Annotated in this window: 19 protein-coding genes; 6 read left to right on the top strand and 13 right to left on the bottom strand. The window is 40.4% G+C overall.

Annotation, left to right across the window (positions count from 1 at the left end; genetic code table 11):
• Nucleotides 1-123 precede the first annotated feature (123 nt).
• The 5 genes from rocS to glmU form a co-directional block, all read right to left on the bottom strand.
• The gene (gene rocS, locus ADI58_RS06850) at nucleotides 124-615 is read right to left on the bottom strand and encodes a chromosome segregation protein RocS (protein ID WP_000021242.1); all 492 of its coding nucleotides are present in this window, start codon (nucleotides 613-615) and stop codon (nucleotides 124-126) included.
• A 76-nt stretch (nucleotides 616-691) separates the two neighbouring features.
• Nucleotides 692-1,384, bottom strand: coding sequence for a 5'-methylthioadenosine/adenosylhomocysteine nucleosidase (locus ADI58_RS06845; protein ID WP_049521961.1), 693 nt, complete (start codon nucleotides 1,382-1,384; stop codon nucleotides 692-694).
• A 16-nt stretch (nucleotides 1,385-1,400) separates the two neighbouring features.
• Nucleotides 1,401-1,712, bottom strand: coding sequence for a cell wall synthase accessory phosphoprotein MacP (macP, locus tag ADI58_RS06840; protein ID WP_000517862.1), 312 nt, complete (start codon nucleotides 1,710-1,712; stop codon nucleotides 1,401-1,403).
• Nucleotides 1,713-1,723: 11 nt separating this feature from the next.
• The gene (locus tag ADI58_RS06835) at nucleotides 1,724-2,269 is read right to left on the bottom strand and encodes an NUDIX hydrolase (RefSeq protein WP_033676904.1); all 546 of its coding nucleotides are present in this window, start codon (nucleotides 2,267-2,269) and stop codon (nucleotides 1,724-1,726) included.
• A gap of 9 nt (nucleotides 2,270-2,278) precedes the next feature.
• Nucleotides 2,279-3,658 (bottom strand): bifunctional UDP-N-acetylglucosamine diphosphorylase/glucosamine-1-phosphate N-acetyltransferase GlmU, encoded by a 1,380-nt coding sequence (gene glmU, locus ADI58_RS06830; protein WP_049521960.1) that lies wholly within the window; start codon nucleotides 3,656-3,658, stop codon nucleotides 2,279-2,281.
• Between the two features lie 155 nt (nucleotides 3,659-3,813).
• Between glmU and ADI58_RS06825 the strand changes: the two genes are divergently transcribed.
• From ADI58_RS06825 to lysS, 5 genes are all read left to right on the top strand, one after another.
• Nucleotides 3,814-4,614, top strand: a complete 801-nt coding sequence (locus ADI58_RS06825; protein WP_033676900.1) for a glycoside hydrolase family 25 protein — start codon at nucleotides 3,814-3,816, stop codon at nucleotides 4,612-4,614.
• A gap of 94 nt (nucleotides 4,615-4,708) precedes the next feature.
• Nucleotides 4,709-5,551, top strand: coding sequence for a DUF368 domain-containing protein (locus ADI58_RS06820; RefSeq protein ID WP_049521959.1), 843 nt, complete (start codon nucleotides 4,709-4,711; stop codon nucleotides 5,549-5,551).
• Entirely contained in the window at nucleotides 5,551-6,033 is a 483-nt protein-coding gene (locus tag ADI58_RS06815; protein WP_033676896.1) for an aminoacyl-tRNA deacylase, read from the top strand. Before ADI58_RS06820 ends, ADI58_RS06815 begins: the two co-directional genes overlap by 1 nt.
• Nucleotides 6,033-6,650, top strand: a complete 618-nt coding sequence (locus ADI58_RS06810) for a histidine phosphatase family protein (RefSeq protein WP_033676894.1) — start codon at nucleotides 6,033-6,035, stop codon at nucleotides 6,648-6,650. Before ADI58_RS06815 ends, ADI58_RS06810 begins: the two co-directional genes overlap by 1 nt.
• A 137-nt stretch (nucleotides 6,651-6,787) precedes the next feature.
• A complete protein-coding gene (gene lysS / locus ADI58_RS06805) occupies nucleotides 6,788-8,278 on the top strand; it encodes a lysine--tRNA ligase (RefSeq protein ID WP_033676892.1) in 1,491 nt (496 codons plus the stop codon).
• Between the two features lie 61 nt (nucleotides 8,279-8,339).
• On the opposite strand, the gene ADI58_RS06800 is transcribed toward lysS, so the two are convergent.
• The 6 genes from ADI58_RS06800 to ADI58_RS06775 all read right to left on the bottom strand — a co-directional run bounded on the left by ADI58_RS06800 (nucleotide 8,340) and on the right by ADI58_RS06775 (nucleotide 15,119).
• Nucleotides 8,340-9,179, bottom strand: a complete 840-nt coding sequence (locus ADI58_RS06800; RefSeq protein WP_049521958.1) for an amino acid ABC transporter substrate-binding protein — start codon at nucleotides 9,177-9,179, stop codon at nucleotides 8,340-8,342.
• Nucleotides 9,180-9,188: 9 nt separating this feature from the next.
• The gene (locus ADI58_RS06795) at nucleotides 9,189-9,818 is read right to left on the bottom strand and encodes an amino acid ABC transporter ATP-binding protein (RefSeq protein WP_049521957.1); all 630 of its coding nucleotides are present in this window, start codon (nucleotides 9,816-9,818) and stop codon (nucleotides 9,189-9,191) included.
• Between the two features lie 9 nt (nucleotides 9,819-9,827).
• Nucleotides 9,828-10,469 (bottom strand): amino acid ABC transporter permease, encoded by a 642-nt coding sequence (locus ADI58_RS06790; RefSeq protein ID WP_000120835.1) that lies wholly within the window; start codon nucleotides 10,467-10,469, stop codon nucleotides 9,828-9,830.
• A gap of 141 nt (nucleotides 10,470-10,610) precedes the next feature.
• Nucleotides 10,611-11,840, bottom strand: coding sequence for a tetratricopeptide repeat protein (locus ADI58_RS06785; protein WP_049521956.1), 1,230 nt, complete (start codon nucleotides 11,838-11,840; stop codon nucleotides 10,611-10,613).
• Nucleotides 11,830-12,996 carry an AI-2E family transporter gene (locus ADI58_RS06780; protein WP_049521955.1) on the bottom strand — a complete coding sequence of 389 codons (1,167 nt, stop codon included), beginning with the start codon at nucleotides 12,994-12,996 and terminating at the stop codon, nucleotides 11,830-11,832. Before ADI58_RS06780 ends, ADI58_RS06785 begins: the two co-directional genes overlap by 11 nt.
• A gap of 128 nt (nucleotides 12,997-13,124) precedes the next feature.
• Nucleotides 13,125-15,119: a peptide ABC transporter substrate-binding protein gene (locus tag ADI58_RS06775; RefSeq protein WP_049521954.1), complete on the bottom strand. Its 1,995-nt coding sequence runs from the start codon at nucleotides 15,117-15,119 to the stop codon at nucleotides 13,125-13,127.
• A 197-nt stretch (nucleotides 15,120-15,316) separates the two neighbouring features.
• On the opposite strand from ADI58_RS06775, the gene ADI58_RS06770 reads away from it, so the two are divergent.
• On the top strand, nucleotides 15,317-16,330 hold the full coding sequence (locus tag ADI58_RS06770; RefSeq protein WP_049521953.1) for a lactonase family protein: 1,014 nt from the start codon (nucleotides 15,317-15,319) through the stop codon (nucleotides 16,328-16,330).
• Between the two features lie 44 nt (nucleotides 16,331-16,374).
• Here ADI58_RS06770 and ADI58_RS06765 read toward each other — a convergent pair whose 3' ends face one another.
• Together ADI58_RS06765 and atpD are read right to left on the bottom strand one after the other, a co-directional pair.
• Complete coding sequence (locus ADI58_RS06765) at nucleotides 16,375-16,794, bottom strand: F0F1 ATP synthase subunit epsilon (protein WP_000068042.1); 420 nt, start codon at nucleotides 16,792-16,794, stop codon at nucleotides 16,375-16,377.
• Between the two features lie 10 nt (nucleotides 16,795-16,804).
• Nucleotides 16,805-18,211, bottom strand: coding sequence for a F0F1 ATP synthase subunit beta (gene atpD / locus ADI58_RS06760; RefSeq protein WP_000094357.1), 1,407 nt, complete (start codon nucleotides 18,209-18,211; stop codon nucleotides 16,805-16,807).
• Nucleotides 18,212-18,338: the final 127 nt, after the last annotated feature.

Here is an 18,338-nt window from a genome sequence, read left to right as displayed (position 1 = left end):
GAGCAGCCTGCGGCTAGCTTCCTAGTTTGCTCTTTGATTTTCATTGAGTATTAATTGAGCAACTATACTATTTAGAAACAAAAGAAGCCATCAGGTTAGCATTTAACCTAAACAGCTCCTTGATTATCCTCCAAATAAACGAGCAAAAAAGCCTTTCTTAGTTGATTGGACTTCTTCTTTTGCTTGGTCCAGCTCTAGCTTAAGATTTTCTTGATCCTTCATGGCTTGAAGGGTCAATTGTTGCTGCTGATCGAGTTGTTTGTCTTTCTCAGCAATCTGACGGTCTTTGATACGCATCTGCTCGTCTTTTTCTGATAACTGACGATCCTTGGCTTTTAATTGTTCATAGAGACGAAGAATTTCTGCATTCTTCTCATCAACCAGAATCTCCATCAGTTCACGTTGCTTGACATCTTCACTGACAGGCTCATCTTCAAAAATCGTTTTTTTATAGATTTCTTCTAGCTTAATCAAGCCACTTCTAGTAACAACTGTTACCCCTTTGTCATTTTTATCTGTGTCTTCTTCTGGTAATTCTTTGACACGGTTATTGATTGCTTGGCGAGATAATCCTAAGACCTCTGCAATCTCACTGACGGTCATTTCAATACTCATAATATCCTCTGAAACGTTTTCTAGCTTTTCTTTACTTAAATCTTATCATAAGCTAGAAAAACTGTCAAATTTTCGCTTAATTTAAGGCCTTCAAAAAGGCTAATAAGACTTGGGCAGAGCGACGTCCAGCTTCGATAATAAACTCATCAAAAGAGATGTTTGCTTCATGGTTGGCATTGTCACTCATAGCTCGAATGACTAGGACTGGGAGATTAAGAGCATGTGCCGCCTGAGCAATAGCTGCCCCCTCCATCTCAACAGCCAGAACATCTGGAAAATGGGACTTAATCGCTTCTATCTTGTCATTTCCTGCAACAAAACTATCTCCTGTAGCAATCAAACCAAGATGCCAGTTTTGATCCAATTGAGATAAACTCTCTTGGATTTTGGAAACAAAGGTTTTATCTGATTCAAAATAAAGCGGTTGTTGCGCCATTTGCCCATAGGCATAACCAAAAGCTGTGACATCCACATCATGATAGGCTAATTTGTCAGCAATCACAACATCCCCAACAGCAATACCTTCTGCCACTGCCCCAGCTGATCCCGTATTAATAAGAGCATCCACTTGGAAATGATCAGCCAAAATCGCCACACTCATAGCAGACATAACCTTACCAATTCCACTTTCTACAAGAACGACTTCATGAGAGGCAATAGTTCCTGTGTGATAGGTATTGCCTAAAACAACTTGCTCCTGGGCATTGTCTAAATGCTGGACCAGATGCGCCAGCTCTTCTGGCATAGCCGCAATAATTCCTATTTTCATTTCAATTCCTTTTCTATTACAAAAGTTTCATTGCTAAGACAAGCAAAATCAAGAGAAAGATGACTGCAAATAAGATTTTATTCAATTTAGAATTAAAGACATTTCTCTTGGTATTTTCAATGCGACGGCTTTTATGAATAGACGGTTCGACCTGAATCTTCAAGGTTTCCTGGCTAAAACCATGTTCCTTAGGATTGGCATAACCAAAACGGGAAGAAGAGGTTGGTAAAATCTTGGTCTCCTCATCATCTAGCAAAGGGGGACCTGAAATTTTTTCGCCTCTATTAGCTCTTTCAATCATTTCATCCGTTAATAAAGGTTTACCCATATTGACCTCCTCTATTGTTTGTGCAATTCCCAATACTGTACAGCCATAATTGTCTTGGCATCACAAATATGACCTGATTGGATCAATTCCTTAGCTTCTTCTAGGCTCACTTCAAGGACTTCCAAGGTTTCATCCTCATCCTGCGGACGCGGATTTTCCACTTTTTTCAAATCGCTTGCTAGGTATAGTTTTAACTTTTCATTACAAAAGCCAATGGCTGAATAAAAGTCGTACAAGAGTTCTAACTTCCCTGTATAGGCTGTTTCTTCCTCTAATTCACGAAGGGCTGCTGCGACAGGGTCTGTGTTTTCTCCTACTTCCAACTTTCCGGCTGGAATTTCGTAAGAGACAGCCTCGATAGCTTTGCGGTACTGCTTGACCAAGATGAGTTTTTGTTCATCCGTTACTGCTAAAACACAGACAGCCCCATTGTGGAAAATCAAATCCCGTTGGGCAGTTCCCTTGCCTTCTGGTAATTCAACCTGATCTTGAACCAGTTTAAAAATTGGCCCAAGATAAATTTCTTTTCGGCTAAGTGTTTTTTCTTCAAATTCCATGATAGGCTCCTACTGATTATTAGGATGATGAGGAAGGCGTGTTGCATATTCGTCTTTATTGACCTGACGACCACGACCAATCGCAATGGCATCTGCTGGAACATCTTTGGTAATAGTTGAACCAGCTCCAACAAGAGAATTGTCACCCAACTCAACTGGCGCAATAATGGTTGAATTTGAACCAACAAAGACATTGTTGCCAATGACTGTCTTGTATTTGTTTTTGCCGTCATAGTTGACTGTAATAGTTCCAGCACCGAAATTAACCTTGCTACCCACTTCACAGTTTCCGATATAAGTCAAATGACCAGCCTTGGTATTCTCACCGATTGAAGAACCTTTAACCTCAACAAAGTTTCCAATATGGACTTGGGCAGCTAGACTTGAACCTGGACGAATGTGGGCATAAGGACCGACTGTCACACCGTCTGCAACACTACTTTCCTCAATCATAGAATTGGTAATGACAGCTCCTACTCCGATAGTGCTATCCACTACATAAGTACCGTTTGTCAAAATAGTCTCAGCACCAATTTTCGTTTGCCCCTTCAAGGTAACATTGGCTTCGATTTGAACTTCAGGAGCAATCTCAACGTCAATATCAATATAAGTTGCTTCTGGATTGACAAAGCTAACACCATTGACCATGTGCTGATGATTGATGCGACGACGCATAACTGACTCAGCTGTCGCAAGTGCCACACGGTCGTTTACTCCAAGACTCTCATCAAAATCTTTCAAAGTATAAGCACCAACTTTTTCCCCAGCTTCACGGAAAATGCCAATGACATCTGTAATATAGTATTCACCTTGAGCATTGTTGGTATTGATATTTTTCAAAGCCTCAAACAAACGCTCGTTGTCAAAAACATATGTTCCAGTGTTGATTTCCTTGATTTGTTTTTCAAAATCTGTAGCATCCTTCTGCTCAACAATACGAAGAACTTCAGCATTGTCATTACGAACAATTCGTCCATAGCCAAAAGGATTATCTGTTTCAGCAGTCAAGATAGTCGCCACATTTTTATGATTGATGTGGAAATCAATCAAGTTTTTCAAGCTTTCACCTGTGATTAAAGGAGTATCCCCTGCAATGACCAAGGTGTGACCTGACAAACCTTCTAGGATAGGCTCTGTCATCATAACTGCATGGCCAGTCCCTAACTGTTCAGATTGAGTCACAAATTCTGTCTGTCCAGCCAAGACCTCTTCAACCAATTCCGCCTTGTGTCCGACAACTGTGACTGTCTTTTCAGGTTGGATAGCTCCCACACTACGGAAAACATGTTCCAACATAGAAATACCCGCAACCTTGTGCAAAACTTTTGGCAAATCAGATTTCATGCGAGTCCCTTTACCCGCTGCTAAAATAATGGCATAATTTGACATAATCTTCTCTTTTCTCTAGAAATTCCCTTTTATTATACCATATTTCAAATCATTCCGCGCCCTTGAATGAGAAAATGCTCCAAAGTCCTTTCCTTAACCCATTTTTTGAGTATTTTTTTTGATTTTTTTTCATTTTTAAGGTAAAATTATGAGATATGAGAAAGAAAATTAATCCGCTTATTTTATTTGGTTTTTTTGGGATTATGATTTTCATTTTAATCCTGAATCGCCCTCGTTTTGAGGACCATCCTGTAAAAACAAAGTCAAATATCGCGCAAGTAGAAACACAAGCGCTACACAATATAGATAAACCGGTAATTGATGTTTCTGGTTGGCAGCGTCCTGAGGAAATTAATTACGATACTCTGTCCCAAAACATTTCTGGAGCTATTGTTCGCGTCCATAGTGGCGCTCAAACGTCCAAAGAGAACGATGCTGCCTTTGTTAATGGGGTAGATAAGGCCTTTAAAACCCATATCACGGAGTTTCAAAAACGAAATGTCCCAGTTGGTGTCTATGCTTATTTAGCTGGAAAAAGTGTCCAAGAAATGGAAAAAGCTGCTGAAGTTTTTTATAACGCCTCTTCACCATACAGCCCTAGTTACTATTGGCTAGACGTGGAAGAAAAAACCATGTCCAATATGAACGAGGGTGTTGAAGCCTTTCGAGCAAAGCTAGAATCACTTGGTGCTAAAAACATCGGAATCTACGTTGGTGTCTACTTCATGGAAGAACACAGTATTGATACAGGCAAATTTACCTCTGTTTGGATTCCTTCCTATGGTTCAAATACCGGATTTTTCGAAAGCAAACCTAATACGGACTTAGATTACGACATCCACCAGTACACTTCTAAAGGAAAAATTGCTGGCTTTGACCACGATTTGGATATCAACGTCATCTCTTCCTTAAAAAACAAAGAAGAAACCTTTAGAAAACTCTTTTTAAAACCTTAAAAGCATTTGTTTAGCATTTGCTTTTTATTTTTGTGTTTGATTGTGATACAATATAGTAAGGATTTTTTGAAATAGAAATAGTTGGAGGAAAAATATGCTCTCATGGTTAGCACGCCTTATTAAAGGGATTGTAATTGCTCTTGGATTTATCCTACCGGGAATTTCTGGAGGAGTTCTAGCAGCAATCTTAGGAATTTATGAACGAATGATTGGTTTTCTGGCCCATCCCTTTAAAGACTTTAAAGAAAATGTTTTGTACTTTATACCAGTTGCCATTGGTATGCTTCTGGGAATCGGCTTATTTTCCTACCCGATTGAGTACCTGCTTGAAAATTATCAGGTCTTTGTATTATGGAGCTTTGCGGGTGCCATTATTGGTACTGTTCCTAGCCTCCTCAAAGAATCAACTCGAGAATCTGACCGAGACAAGATTGATTTAGCTTGGTTCTGGGCAACCTTTATCATTTCTGGACTAGGACTCTATGCCTTAAATTTTGTTGTTGGAACCTTAAGTGCCAGCTTTCTTAGTTTCGTCCTAACTGGTGCACTGCTGGCTCTTGGCGTATTAGTTCCTGGCCTCAGTCCATCGAATCTACTTTTGATTTTGGGCCTCTATGCTCCTATGCTGACAGGTTTTAAAACCTTTGATCTCTTGGGAACCTTCTTTCCAATTGGAATTGGAGCAGGTGCAACTCTCATCATTTTTTCAAAATTGATGGATTATGCCTTAAATAACTACCACTCACGCGTCTATCATTTCATCATCGGAATCGTCTTATCAAGTACTCTTTTGATCTTGATTCCAAATGCAGGAAACGCTGAAAGTATCCAATACACTGGCCTTTCTCTTGTTGGGTATGTCATCATCGCCTTCTTCTTTGCACTGGGAATATGGCTTGGTATTTGGATGAGCCAATTGGAGGATAAGTATAAATAATGGCAAAAAAAGTTAAAATCAAAAAAACATTGGTGGAACAAATCCTGTCTAAAGCAGGTATCCCACATCAGGGGATTCAAATCAATGCCCTGGAAGGAGAGCTTCCTCAAGATTATGAACGAGATCAGATTTTCAAAACCTTGGCTCTTTTGGGAGATAAAACAGGACCAATTATTGGAATTGTACCTATCACCCAACACTTGTCTGAAAAGAAACTAGCCAAAATTTCTGGCAATAAAAAAGTGAGCATGATTCCACAAAAGGACTTGGAAAAGACAACAGGTTATATTCATGGAGCCAATAATCCTGTCGGAATTCGTCAGAAACACAATTATCCCATTTTTATCGATAAAATTGCTCTAGACTTGGATCAAATGATTGTCTCCGCTGGGGAAGTTGGTCACAGCATTATAGTCTCTCCCCAAGACTTAGCTAGCTTTGTAAAAGCTGACTTTGCAGATATTTTGGAGGACAGCAAGTAATGAAACTCTACTTTGTCCGCCACGGCCGTACTGTCTGGAACCAAGAAGGTCGTTTTCAAGGTGCTAGTGGAGACTCTCCCCTTCTTCCTGAATCCATTGACACCCTAAAACGACTAGGCCAGTATCTCAAGGAAATTCCTTTTGATCAGATATATTCAAGTGATTTACCTCGAGCGGTCAAATCTGCTGAAATTATCCAAAGTCAACTCCAGAGCCCCTGTCCTTTAGAAAGTGTTTCTAATCTTCGTGAATGGCAACTGGGGAAATTAGAAGGTTTGAAAATCGCAACCTTGGAAGCTATTTACCCACAACAAATCCAGGCTTTCCGATCTAATCTTGCTCAATTTGACACTCAAATGTTTGGCGCCGAATCCCTCTATAGCACAACACAACGGACCATCCAATTTATCAAATCATTAAAAGATAGTCCTGCTGAGCGTATTCTAATTGTCGGTCATGGCGCCAATCTTACTGCCAGTCTTCGTACTCTTATAGGTTATAAAGAACCACTTCTTCGTAAAGATGGCGGTCTAGCAAATGCCAGCCTAACCATTCTAGAAACCCATGATTTTGAAACATTTACTCTCGATACTTGGAATGATACTTCCTATCAATAACAGAACTTGATTATAGCGTCAAGTTCTTTTTAGTTTTGAAAGATTATCCGTGAATTTCTTGCTTATTTATGATAAAATGGAAGTATCGCAAAAAATGACTCATCGTATTCAATTTTGAGTAAAACTAGGAGGATCCCATGTCAACAGAACATATGGAAGAACTAAATGACCAGCAGATCGTTCGCCGTGAAAAAATGGCTGCGCTCCGTGAACAAGGAATCGATCCTTTCGGAAAACGCTTTGAACGCACTGCAAATTCACAAGAATTAAAAGATAAATTTGCTGACCTCGATAAAGAACAATTACATGATAAAAATGAAACAGCAACTATCGCAGGACGCTTGGTAACCAAACGTGGTAAAGGTAAAGTAGGTTTTGCCCACCTTCAAGACCGCGAAGGTCAAATCCAAATCTACGTTCGCAAGGATGCTGTCGGTGAAGAAAACTACGAAATCTTCAAAAAAGCAGACCTTGGTGACTTCCTTGGTGTCGAAGGCGAAGTAATGCGTACAGATATGGGAGAACTCTCTATCAAGGCTACTCACATCACACACTTGTCTAAGGCTCTTCGTCCTCTACCAGAGAAATTCCACGGTTTGACAGACGTTGAAACAATTTACCGTAAACGTTACCTTGACTTGATTTCTAACCGTGAAAGCTTTGAGCGCTTTGTCACTCGTTCAAAAATCATCTCTGAAATCCGTCGTTACCTTGATCAAAAAGGTTTCCTTGAAGTGGAAACACCTGTTCTTCACAATGAAGCTGGTGGTGCTGCTGCCCGTCCATTTATCACCCACCACAATGCCCAAAACATTGACATGGTACTTCGTATCGCGACTGAGCTTCACTTGAAACGCCTTATCGTCGGTGGTATGGAACGCGTCTATGAAATTGGCCGTATCTTCCGTAACGAAGGAATGGACGCTACTCATAACCCTGAGTTCACTTCTATCGAAGTTTACCAAGCTTATGCAGACTTCCAAGATATCATGGACTTGACTGAAGGCATTATCCAACACGCTGCTAAATCAGTTAAAGGTGATGGTCCAGTCAACTATCAAGGTACTGAAATCAAGATTAACGAACCATTTAAACGTGTTCACATGGTGGATGCTATTAAAGAAATTACTGGTGTCGATTTCTGGCAAGATATGACTTTCGAGGAAGCCAAAGCTATTGCTGCTGAGAAGAAAGTTCCAGTTGAGAAACACTACACTGAAGTTGGTCACATTATCAATGCCTTCTTTGAAGAGTTTGTTGAAGAAACCTTGATCCAACCAACCTTTGTCTATGGACATCCAGTAGCTGTATCTCCACTCGCTAAGAAGAATCCTGAAGACCAACGCTTTACTGACCGTTTCGAGCTCTTCATCATGACTAAGGAGTACGGTAATGCCTTTACTGAGCTCAACGATCCAATCGACCAACTTAGTCGCTTTGAAGCCCAAGCTAAAGCTAAAGAACTTGGTGACGATGAAGCAACAGGTATCGACTATGACTACATTGAAGCTCTTGAATACGGTATGCCACCAACAGGTGGTTTGGGAATCGGTATCGACCGTCTCTGCATGCTTCTCACTGATACAACTACTATCCGTGACGTATTGCTCTTCCCAACAATGAAATAATCACTTATCCTCTGGTATTTGCCAGAGGATTTTTCGATACAAAAAGAGACTGAGGAAACACTCAATCTCTACTTTTCACTTCTTTGGTTGCTACATCTTCTCCAAACCATTTATGGCTAATCTCTTGGAACTTTCCTTCTTGGTATAGTTGAATAAAGGCTTGGTTTAAAGCTTGTAGTAATCTTTTGTCAGCTGGTCTAACTCCGACTGCAAAAGATTCACTTTCAAATCCAGCTGAAAAGAAATTATAGTCATTTAATATCCCCTCAGACTGAAGATAGTAATTAGCATACACTCGGTCAATCAACAAGGCATCAATTCGATCATTCTTCAAATCAATCAAGGCTTCATTAAAACTCTGGTACTGATTAGCCTTCTGATCTTTGACACGATTTTTCAATAAGTCTGGCTGGGCTTCAAAATCTAGATAACCAGAGGAACCGGCTTGGGCTCCCAAGATCTTATCCTTCATATCCTCTGCTGAATGAATTTGCTGGCCCTTCTTCGCAACCAGAACTTGCTGATTTTCCATATATGGAATGCTAAAGGCAACCTTTTCTCGACGTTCATCAGTGGCAGAATAGCCATTCCAGATGGCATCTATGGTTCCATTTTGCAGTTCTGTCTCCTTCATATCCCAGTCAATTGGCTGAAATTGCACCTTAAAACCTAATTTTTCAGAGACAGCTTGTGCTAAGTCAATATCAAAGCCTGTATATTGGCCATTCTTTTCTTCAAAACCCATGGGTACAAAGGTATTGTCAAAACCAATGGTTATACTGCCTTGCTCTTGATACTTATCCCAGTTATCCTGCTTTGGATCACTAGCCTTCTGAGTACAAGCCGTTAAACAGAGAGTCAGGAGTGAAACCAATACTAAAGCAATTTTCTTATTAGTCATCGGCACCTCCTACTTGGGCTCAACCTTGAGAATCTGATCCGCGATATTTTCAGCGAACTGTAAATCGTGGGTAACCACAATCTGCGTCATTCCAAGTTCCCTATTTTGCAAGATCAGTTTTTCCACTTCCAAGCGTAATTCTGGATCCAGAGCAGAAGTTGGCTCATCGTAGCCAATGATTTCTGGGTCAATCATCATAGCACGCGCCAAGGCCACCCGTTGCTTTTGCCCACCTGATAATGAGAATGGATAGGCATCTGCATGACCAGCAAGTCCTAATTGTTCCAAAAGTCCTCGCGCCTTCTGCTCAGCCTCATCCTGCTTCATTCCCATGGTCTTCATAGGCGATAAGGTCAAATTGTCCAGAACTGATAAATGAGGGAAAAGTTGAAAATCTTGGAATACAAATCCCAGTAAATTCCGCTTCTCTAGTTCATCCAGTTCTAAAAGTTCTCCATTATAAAAGATTTGTCCTGAATCAATGGTTTCAAGACCCGCAAGCATACGTAAGAGAGTTGTCTTACCTCCACCAGAAGGCCCAACGATAGCCAGGATTTGCTTTTCAGGAATTTTTAGACTGAAATTGGATAAAATTTGCTTTTCACCAAATCCTTTATTGATATTTCGTAGTTCTAACATGGCAGCCTCCTATCTATAGTAACTGTATTTCTTCTCAACTTTTTTGGCAAGAATGGTCACAATACCAATCAAAATCAAGTAAATGGCTCCTGCCAAGAACATGGGAACAAGGCTGGCATCACGGTTGGCAGCTGTTCGACTCGCCAAGATAAGGTCTGAAATTCCTAGAGCGTAGACTAGAGACGTATCCTTGACCAAACTCATAACCTCATTAAATACACTAGGGAGAACAATCTTGGTCACCTGAGGCAAGATAATATAGCGCACTGTGTCAAAAGGACTAAACTTCAAGACCTTAGCAGCCTCATATTGACCTTTAGGGATGGTATCAATCCCCCCACGGAAGATTTCAGCAAAGTAAGCAGCATAATTCAAAACAAAGGCAATAATGGCCGCAGGAAGGCGATCTAAACGGATCCCAATACTTGGTAGCACATAATAAATAAAAATCAATTGCAAAAGCAAGGGTGTGCCCCGCATGATCCAGATATAAATGTTAATCAGATGATGGAGGAGCTTCCAATGGACTTGCAAGGCAAAGGCAATCAAAACGCCCAAGGGAATAGAAAAAATCAAGACCAGTGCAAAAACCTGTAAAGTCATGCTTGCACCGCTCAATAAACTCGGTAATATCTCAAACAAATAAGACATACTGACACCTCCTAAAAATAATTGCTCCTATTATAGCATAAATAAACTAAATAACCAAGAATTTTTGTAAAAAAATTCTCTTTAAAAAAGAAAAACTATATCTATCAAAAATGATTAGATACAGTTTTTAAAAATATATTCTTACAATCTCTCAAACAATTCTTGCATTTGCACATCATCTGGAACCAGTTTTAAGTAAGCTTGTGCATTGACTTTTGCTTCCTCAAAGTAGCCCAATTCACGCAAGAGATAGATATAGTGTTCCAGAAACTCTGGATTGTCCTTTAAATCTCCTGCCAACTCTTGGTAAAGCTCATAGGCAGTATCCAAATCGTCCATTTCTTGATAGGAACGAGCAATCATCCACTTGGTCAAGAGATTTTCTGGCTCCTCACTTTGCAACTCTAGAATATCCTCATAGCGCTCCTGCTCCAGATAAATAGTTGCTAGACGGAGTAATATTTCTTCCGTATCCTCAGCATCTTCTTTAGCAGTAAGGAGGTAGTTCTCTGCTCCACTAGCATCATGCAATTCATAAGAAAATTGTGAAGCAGCCAGCAAGAGACGAGTTTCAAATGGATTTTTCTCCAAACCTTGCTTAGCAATACGCAGGGCTTCTTGAACTTGATGCTCCTTGTGTAAGGCCTGACTATAACCATACTCATAGCCTTCAAAGTCAGGAGAAATGGTATCAAGCTGCTTAAAGTAGAGGACAGCCTTTTGGTATTCTTCTCGATCAAAGTAAAGACTGGCCAACTCAAAAGCTGTTAGGTCATCGTATTCTAACTCCAGGGCTTTTTCTAAAAACTCTGTAGCCGTTTCAAATTTCCCTAACTGAGCATAGGCAAAGCCAATCCTCTGATAGGTAGAAATACCTGTTTGCTCATAAATAGTACGATTATCTAACTGGGCATAGCCTTGAATAGCTTCTTGGTAATTTTCCAACTCACTATCCAACTCTGCTAAGCCCAATATCAAGAGAGGATCCTCTGAGTAGCTCAAGGCTTCCAGCAATTTCTCACGCGCCACATCTGTCAAACTTTCCATCTGGTAAAGGTCTGCCTTAAGAAGCAAAGCCGAAACATACCAATCACTGTCAGCTTGGATTTCCTCAAGATAAGCAAAGGCTTCTTCGATTTTACCATCCTCGCTAGCAATAGCTGCCAGATTGAGATTAACCTCTGGAAAATCCTCTACGATTTTCAGGTAAATTTCCTTGGCCTGAGGATAAAAACCAATCCCTTCTAGATAGGTGGCTAACTCATACAGAAGGTCATTTGGATCATTTTCTAAAGCTTTAACGAAATAGTGCTCTGCCTTAACTAAATCTTGCTCCTCCAAAGCCTGTAACATCTGTTGACTATTGTTCACTCTTAGCTTCCTCTCCTTCTAGTTCATATAGACCACTAACTACCTTATACCATTCAAAAATCGCTGAAATGACAACCTTTGCAGAGGCATAAACCGGAATACCGAGCAAGACTCCCCAGATACCAAACATGGATCCTGAAGTTAACAAAACAAAGAGAACATTAATGGGATGGATGTTTAATTGACTTCCCAAAATCAATGGAGAGACAAAACGGCCTTCAATAGTTTGTTCTACGATAAAGACAATCACTACTTTTAAAAGCATGACTGGTCCAGCAATCAAGCCCAATACTAGGGCAGGAAGCATGGCTAGGAAACTACCAAGATAAGGAACCAGATTTAGAATACCAGCAGTAACACCCAGCGTAACCGCATAGCGTAGACCAATGATCTTGAAGAAGATGATAAACATTACTGCTACAATAATAGCCACTGTCACTTGCCCTCGAACATAGTTGGACAACTGCTGATTCACATCTGATAAAACTTGTCCAACAGGTTCTTTCAATTTCGTTGGCATGAATTGGGTCAAATAGTGACGCAGGCCTTTCCCATCACGTAAGAGATAAAAGAGCATGAAAGGAACGATAATCAAGGCAACAATCACTTGAGATGCACCGCTAATAAAGGCGCTTACCCAGTTGACCGCCTGAGAAGAAACCTTGCTCGCCCAAACTGTAGCCTGACTAGAGAAGTTTGTCAAAACTTGTTCTAACTGAGGCCTGAAATCATCTGGTAAACGCTTGGTTACCAAATCATCAATAACCCGATCAGCATCTTCAAGGTAGATTGGTACATTTCTTGCAAAAGTTAAAACCTGACGTTGCAGATTTGGAATAGCTACTGCCAAGCCCCAAATGATAAAAAGAGCGATGATGACAAAGACAATAGTGATAGCTATAACACGATTAACCTTATGCTTCTCCATCCAATCAACTATAGGATTCAACAAATAATATAGCAGGCCAGACAGAATGACTGGTAACATCACAACTGCCAAAAAGTCCAAAACAGGTGAAAATAGAAAACTAATCTTACTTAAAATAAAAAGATTCAGTCCCAATAATAAGGTTACCAAAAATACCGTAATGGCCTTGTTATCCAAAAACCACTTGAAAAACCAAGATAGGCTAAAATGTTTCTCTTTTTGTTCCATATATAATTCCTTTCTATTGTTCTCTCATTATACCATTTTTAAATCAAAATAACTCTTTTTTAAAGTGCTTACAAAGTGCTTACATAGAGATAGCGACATAAAAAATCCCCTCAAAAGAGGAGATTCGATTAGTCTTGAATATGACGGTCTAAGTTCTTCTGATAATCTGCGTTTGATTTACCTTTTTCATCAGCAAATTTCTTGCGGAACTCATCCATTTCTTTAGTAGTGACAATCTTATCTTGGATTTTCAGATACTTGTAGCTATTTTCACTAGTCTTGTCACCTACCCAGCCACCGGCACCACTGCCAGGAACCATTTTCGTCACTAGCATTTGAGCACCATCAGAGTATACTGGAATAACAAGTGCACTATCTGACAACCAAGCTTGGGCCTTAGAATATTTGGAATAACGTTTTTGAAGGTCTGTTTTCTCACTATTTGCATCATCAATCAGTTCTTTGTATTTATCCAATCCAACTGTTTTAATAACTGGATTGTCTGTTCCTGGTGCCACACCAAGAGCACTTAGGAGACTTGGACCTGAAGTTGGATCAAATACATCTAGATAAGTCGATGGATCTGCAAAGTCTGGAGTCCAACCACTGACTGCATTAATATCCCAGTCAGTATTTGCATTGGAAGTAGCTAGAGTAGTCATACTTCCCAATTCGTCATCAGAAACTTGTTGAATATCAACAACTACATTGTCAGAGCCTAAGGCTTCCTCAATGGATTGTTTATAAGACTGAACCTGACGAATAAAATCTGGATTTGATGAAGAAATTGGCAAATCTAAATGAATTGGGAACTGTACTCCATCAGCTTGAAGGGTTTTCTTAGCAGCTTCAAACTTAGCTTTAGCCTTGTCTACATTATGAAGTGAATCTTGGGCATCATCAAGACTAACATCTTTCCAGACATTATCCAATTTATCCAATTCTGTCTTAGTAACTTGACCAAATGTTTGATCTCCTACTTGAACAAATGTTGGAGGAGTGAAACTTGTCCGTAACTTACGAGGTCCTACTTCATCACCAAATACTTGAGAGATCCCTGCTTTACGATCTACCGCAAAAGCCAAGGCTTGACGGAAATCTTTGTTTAACAAGGCTTTCTTAGTAGAAGTTTTTTCTGCATCACTTGTTTTAGCAGTGTGATTGTAATTTACACGGTCGATATTGGTTGAGATATAAAAAACTCCTCCACGCTGTTGACCATACACAATATTATCCTTGTATTTTTCTTTTAGACGTTCATAGTTAGCAGAGTTTTTAAAGAGTGGTGCAGCTGGATAGTGTCCCTCATCAAAACCGCGTCCTAGAGAGTCTGCATCTTGACCATCAAAGAAGGATAACTTGATATCATCAATAAAGACATTTTCTTTATCCCAGTAGTTTTGGTTTTTAGTCATTTCGATAGAAGACTTAGATGTAAGACCTTTTAGGAGATAAGGCCCATTGTATAGAATGCTTGTTACATCCGTTGGTTTACCAAAGTCATCTCCTTTAGAAGCTAAAAAGTCTTCATTTACTGGTGCAAGGACTCCCATTGTTGTTTTTGAATTCCAGAAAGATTCTGGATGGTTCAAAGTATAAACAACAGTATAATCGTCAGTTGCTTTTACCCCAACACTAGAAAAATCTGTTGTTTTCCCATTTACATAGTCATCCAATCCTTTGATAGAATCCTGTACGAGATAAAGAGCCTGTGATTTCTTATCTGCTGCGTGTTTCAGACCAGTCACAAAGTCTTGAGCCTTGACTTCACCATACTCTTCCCCCTCATTGGTATACCATTTGATACCCTGACGGATTTTATAGGTATAGGTCAAACCATCTTTGGAAACAGTCCAATCTTCTGCAACTGATGGAACAAGATTCCCATATTGGTCATTTTCAAGCAAACCGTCAATAACGTTACCTGTGACCTGTTTAGTGCTGACATTTCCAGAAACTGTATAATCCAGAGTCGAAGGATCTGATGAAAATACATAGGCATAAGTAACTGGTTTATTTGCTGGTTTAGTTGCTTCTTTATTACCATTACCAGATGAACACGCTACTAGCACTGCTGCCGAGAGTACAGCAACTCCTGCTGCTAAGAAAACACGTTTTTTCATAAACAAACTCCTTTTATAATTTGATAGATTCATTATAGCACTTTTAAGAAGAAAAGTAAGGAAAACAATCTCAATATTATTATATTTTTCAAAAAACCAATCAATTATTTTTTTTAAAGTGCTTACATCTAATTGGATGTCTTTATTTGGCTTGTTTTTGTGATATAATAGTCTTATCTTTATATAGAGGTAACGTTATGAAAGAAACTGTTTATTTTGGAACTTATACACGTCGTACTTCCCAAGGGATTTACAAGGCTGACTTTGATACAGAAACTGGTCAGCTTTCAAATCTAGAACTTTTTGCAGCTGAGCCAAGTCCAACCTACCTTGCCTTTGACCAACACCAACATTTATACACTGTTGGTAGTCAGGATGACATGGGGGGAATTGCAGCCTATCAAACTGACGGGACTGTGTTAAATCATGTCGTTGAGGAGGGAGCTCCCCACTGTTATGTTGCTGTCGATGAAAAGCGTAATTTGGTCTATGCAGCCAACTACCACAAAGGACAGGTACTTGTTTATAAACGTCAGGAAGATGGGAGTCTTTTACTTAGTGATGTAGATCAACACAGTGGCCAAGGTCCACATGAGAATCAAGCATCTCCTCATGTTCACTTTACAGATTTAACACCTGACCACTATCTAGTGACCTGCGACTTGGGAACGGACCAAGTCATCACTTATGACCTTGACCAAGAAGGGAAATTATCTAAGCTCTATACCTATCACAGCCAGCCTGGAGCAGGCTCACGCCATATCGTTTTCCATAACCACTATAAAATTGCTTATCTGATTTGTGAACTCAATAGTACTATCGAGGTTCTAATCTACGATGGCGTTGGCGAATTTGAACGTATGCAGGTCATTTCAACTTTACCAGAAGCTTACGAAGGCTTTAATGGAACTGCTGCTATTCGTCTCTCAAAAGATGGTAAATACCTCTACGCTTCTAACCGTGGCCATGATTCTATCGCAGTATATACCATCCTTGCGGACGGTAGCTTAGAGTTGCTAGAAATCGTTCCAACACATGGTAAGACCCCACGTGATTTTGATTTGACACCTGACCAAAAATTTCTCATTGCTGTCCATCAAGACTCTGACAATGCAACTGTCTTTAAACGTAATTGTGACAATGGTCGTCTAGCAGAACTCTCCAACGACTTCCATGTTCCCGAAGCAGTCTGCATCCGTTTTGCTCCTTAAGAAAACATAAAAAATGAACTTGGATTTTCAAGTTCATTTTTTTCTTATAGTCTATTTCCGACATTAATACGGTTAATGGCACGTTGCAGTGCAATCTTCGCACGACGTTCTTGGTCAATCAAGTGTTTGTCTTGTGCTTCTTCAATTGCACGTTCTGCACGAAGTTTGGCACGTTCTGCACGACTGATATCGATATCACGAGCACGTTCTGCAGAATCCGCAACGATTGTGATGGTATTATTGGCAATTTCAATAACGCCTCCGTTTACTGCAATCCAGTTCACGTGATCTTCATCATCAATACGTTTTACCTTTACTTCATCAACTGCTAAAACCGCAATCATATTTTCATGTCGTGGCAAGATCCCCATCTCACCATCCAGAGTTCGAACCGATACATAGCTGGCATGGTGATCATAGACGAGACCATCTGGTGTCACGATCTGGACAGTTAACTGAGCCATAGATCACCTCTTAAAATCCCATTTTTTCAGCTTTTGCAATCACATCTTCGATAGAACCTACGCCACGGAAGGCATCTTCTGGCAGGTGGTCATGTTTACCATCAAGGATTTCCTTAAAGCCACGTACAGTTTCAGCAACTGGAACATAAGAACCTGGCTGACCAGTAAATTGTTCTGCAACGTTGAAGTTTTGTGACAAGAAGAACTGGATACGACGGGCACGAGCCACCAAGGTTTTTTCTTCATCAGAAAGCTCATCCATACCGAGGATAGCAATGATATCTTGCAATTCATGGTAACGTTGAAGGACACGTTTTACTTCAGCAGCAACTGCATAGTGCTCTTCTCCAACGATTTCAGGTGCCAAGGCACGTGAACTTGAAGCAAGTGGGTCAACGGCTGGGTAGATACCCAATTGTACCAACTTACGTTCCAAGTTGGTTGTTGAATCCAAGTGAGCGAAGGCTGTTGCTGGAGCTGGGTCAGTATAGTCATCCGCTGGCACATAGATAGCCTGGATAGAGGTTACAGAACCCTTCTTAGTTGATGTGATACGCTCTTGCAATTGACCCATTTCCGTAGCAAGTGTTGGTTGGTAACCAACGGCTGATGGCATACGACCCAAAAGGGCAGATACTTCTGAACCAGCCTGAGTGAAACGGAAGATATTATCGATAAAGAGAAGCACGTCTTGGCCTTCCACATCACGGAAGTATTCAGCGATTGTCAAACCAGTAAGGGCAACACGCATACGTGCTCCTGGTGGCTCATTCATCTGACCAAATACCATGGCTGTTTTCTCGATAACACCTGATTCTTTCATTTCCCAGTAAAGGTCGTTCCCCTCACGAGTACGTTCCCCAACACCAGTAAATACTGAAATACCACCGTGTTCTTGGGCAATGTTGTGAATCAATTCTTGGATTAAGACGGTTTTACCAACTCCGGCACCACCGAAAAGTCCAACTTTACCACCTTTAAGGTAAGGGGCAAGAAGGTCGATAACCTTAATCCCTGTTTCAAGGATTTCAGAAGAGGTAGACAACTCATCAAAAGTTGGAGCTTTTTTATGAATTGGCTGACGCTCTGCGTCTTCTGTAAAAGGAGCTTCCAAGTCAATGGTATCTCCCAAAACATTGAAGACACGTCCCAAAGTTTCTTTACCTACTGGTACAGAGATTGGACGACCTGTGTCCAATACTTCCATTCCACGAGTCAAACCATCTGTTGATTCCATGGCGATAGTACGGACCATACCATCTCCCAACTCCAAGGCTACTTCAAGGACGATTTTTGTTTTTCTTTCGTCATTTTTGTAGACGACAAGTGCATTGTTAATCTCAGGAAGTTTTTCCCCTGCTGCAAACAAGACGTCTACAACGGGACCGATAACCTGAGCAATTTTACCTGAACTCATCTCCTTCTCCTATTCTATATAAGATACTGTCGGTTCCTAGCTCAACTAGGTCCTAATACTCTTCGCAAATCTCTTCAAACCACGTCAGCGTCGCCTTACCGTACTCAAGTACAGCCTGCGGCTAGCT

This window comes from Streptococcus mitis, from assembly GCF_001074635.1.
GTDB classification, from domain to species: Bacteria; Bacillota; Bacilli; order Lactobacillales; family Streptococcaceae; genus Streptococcus; species Streptococcus mitis_E.
This window is presented reverse-complemented; position numbering and strand designations above follow the sequence as displayed.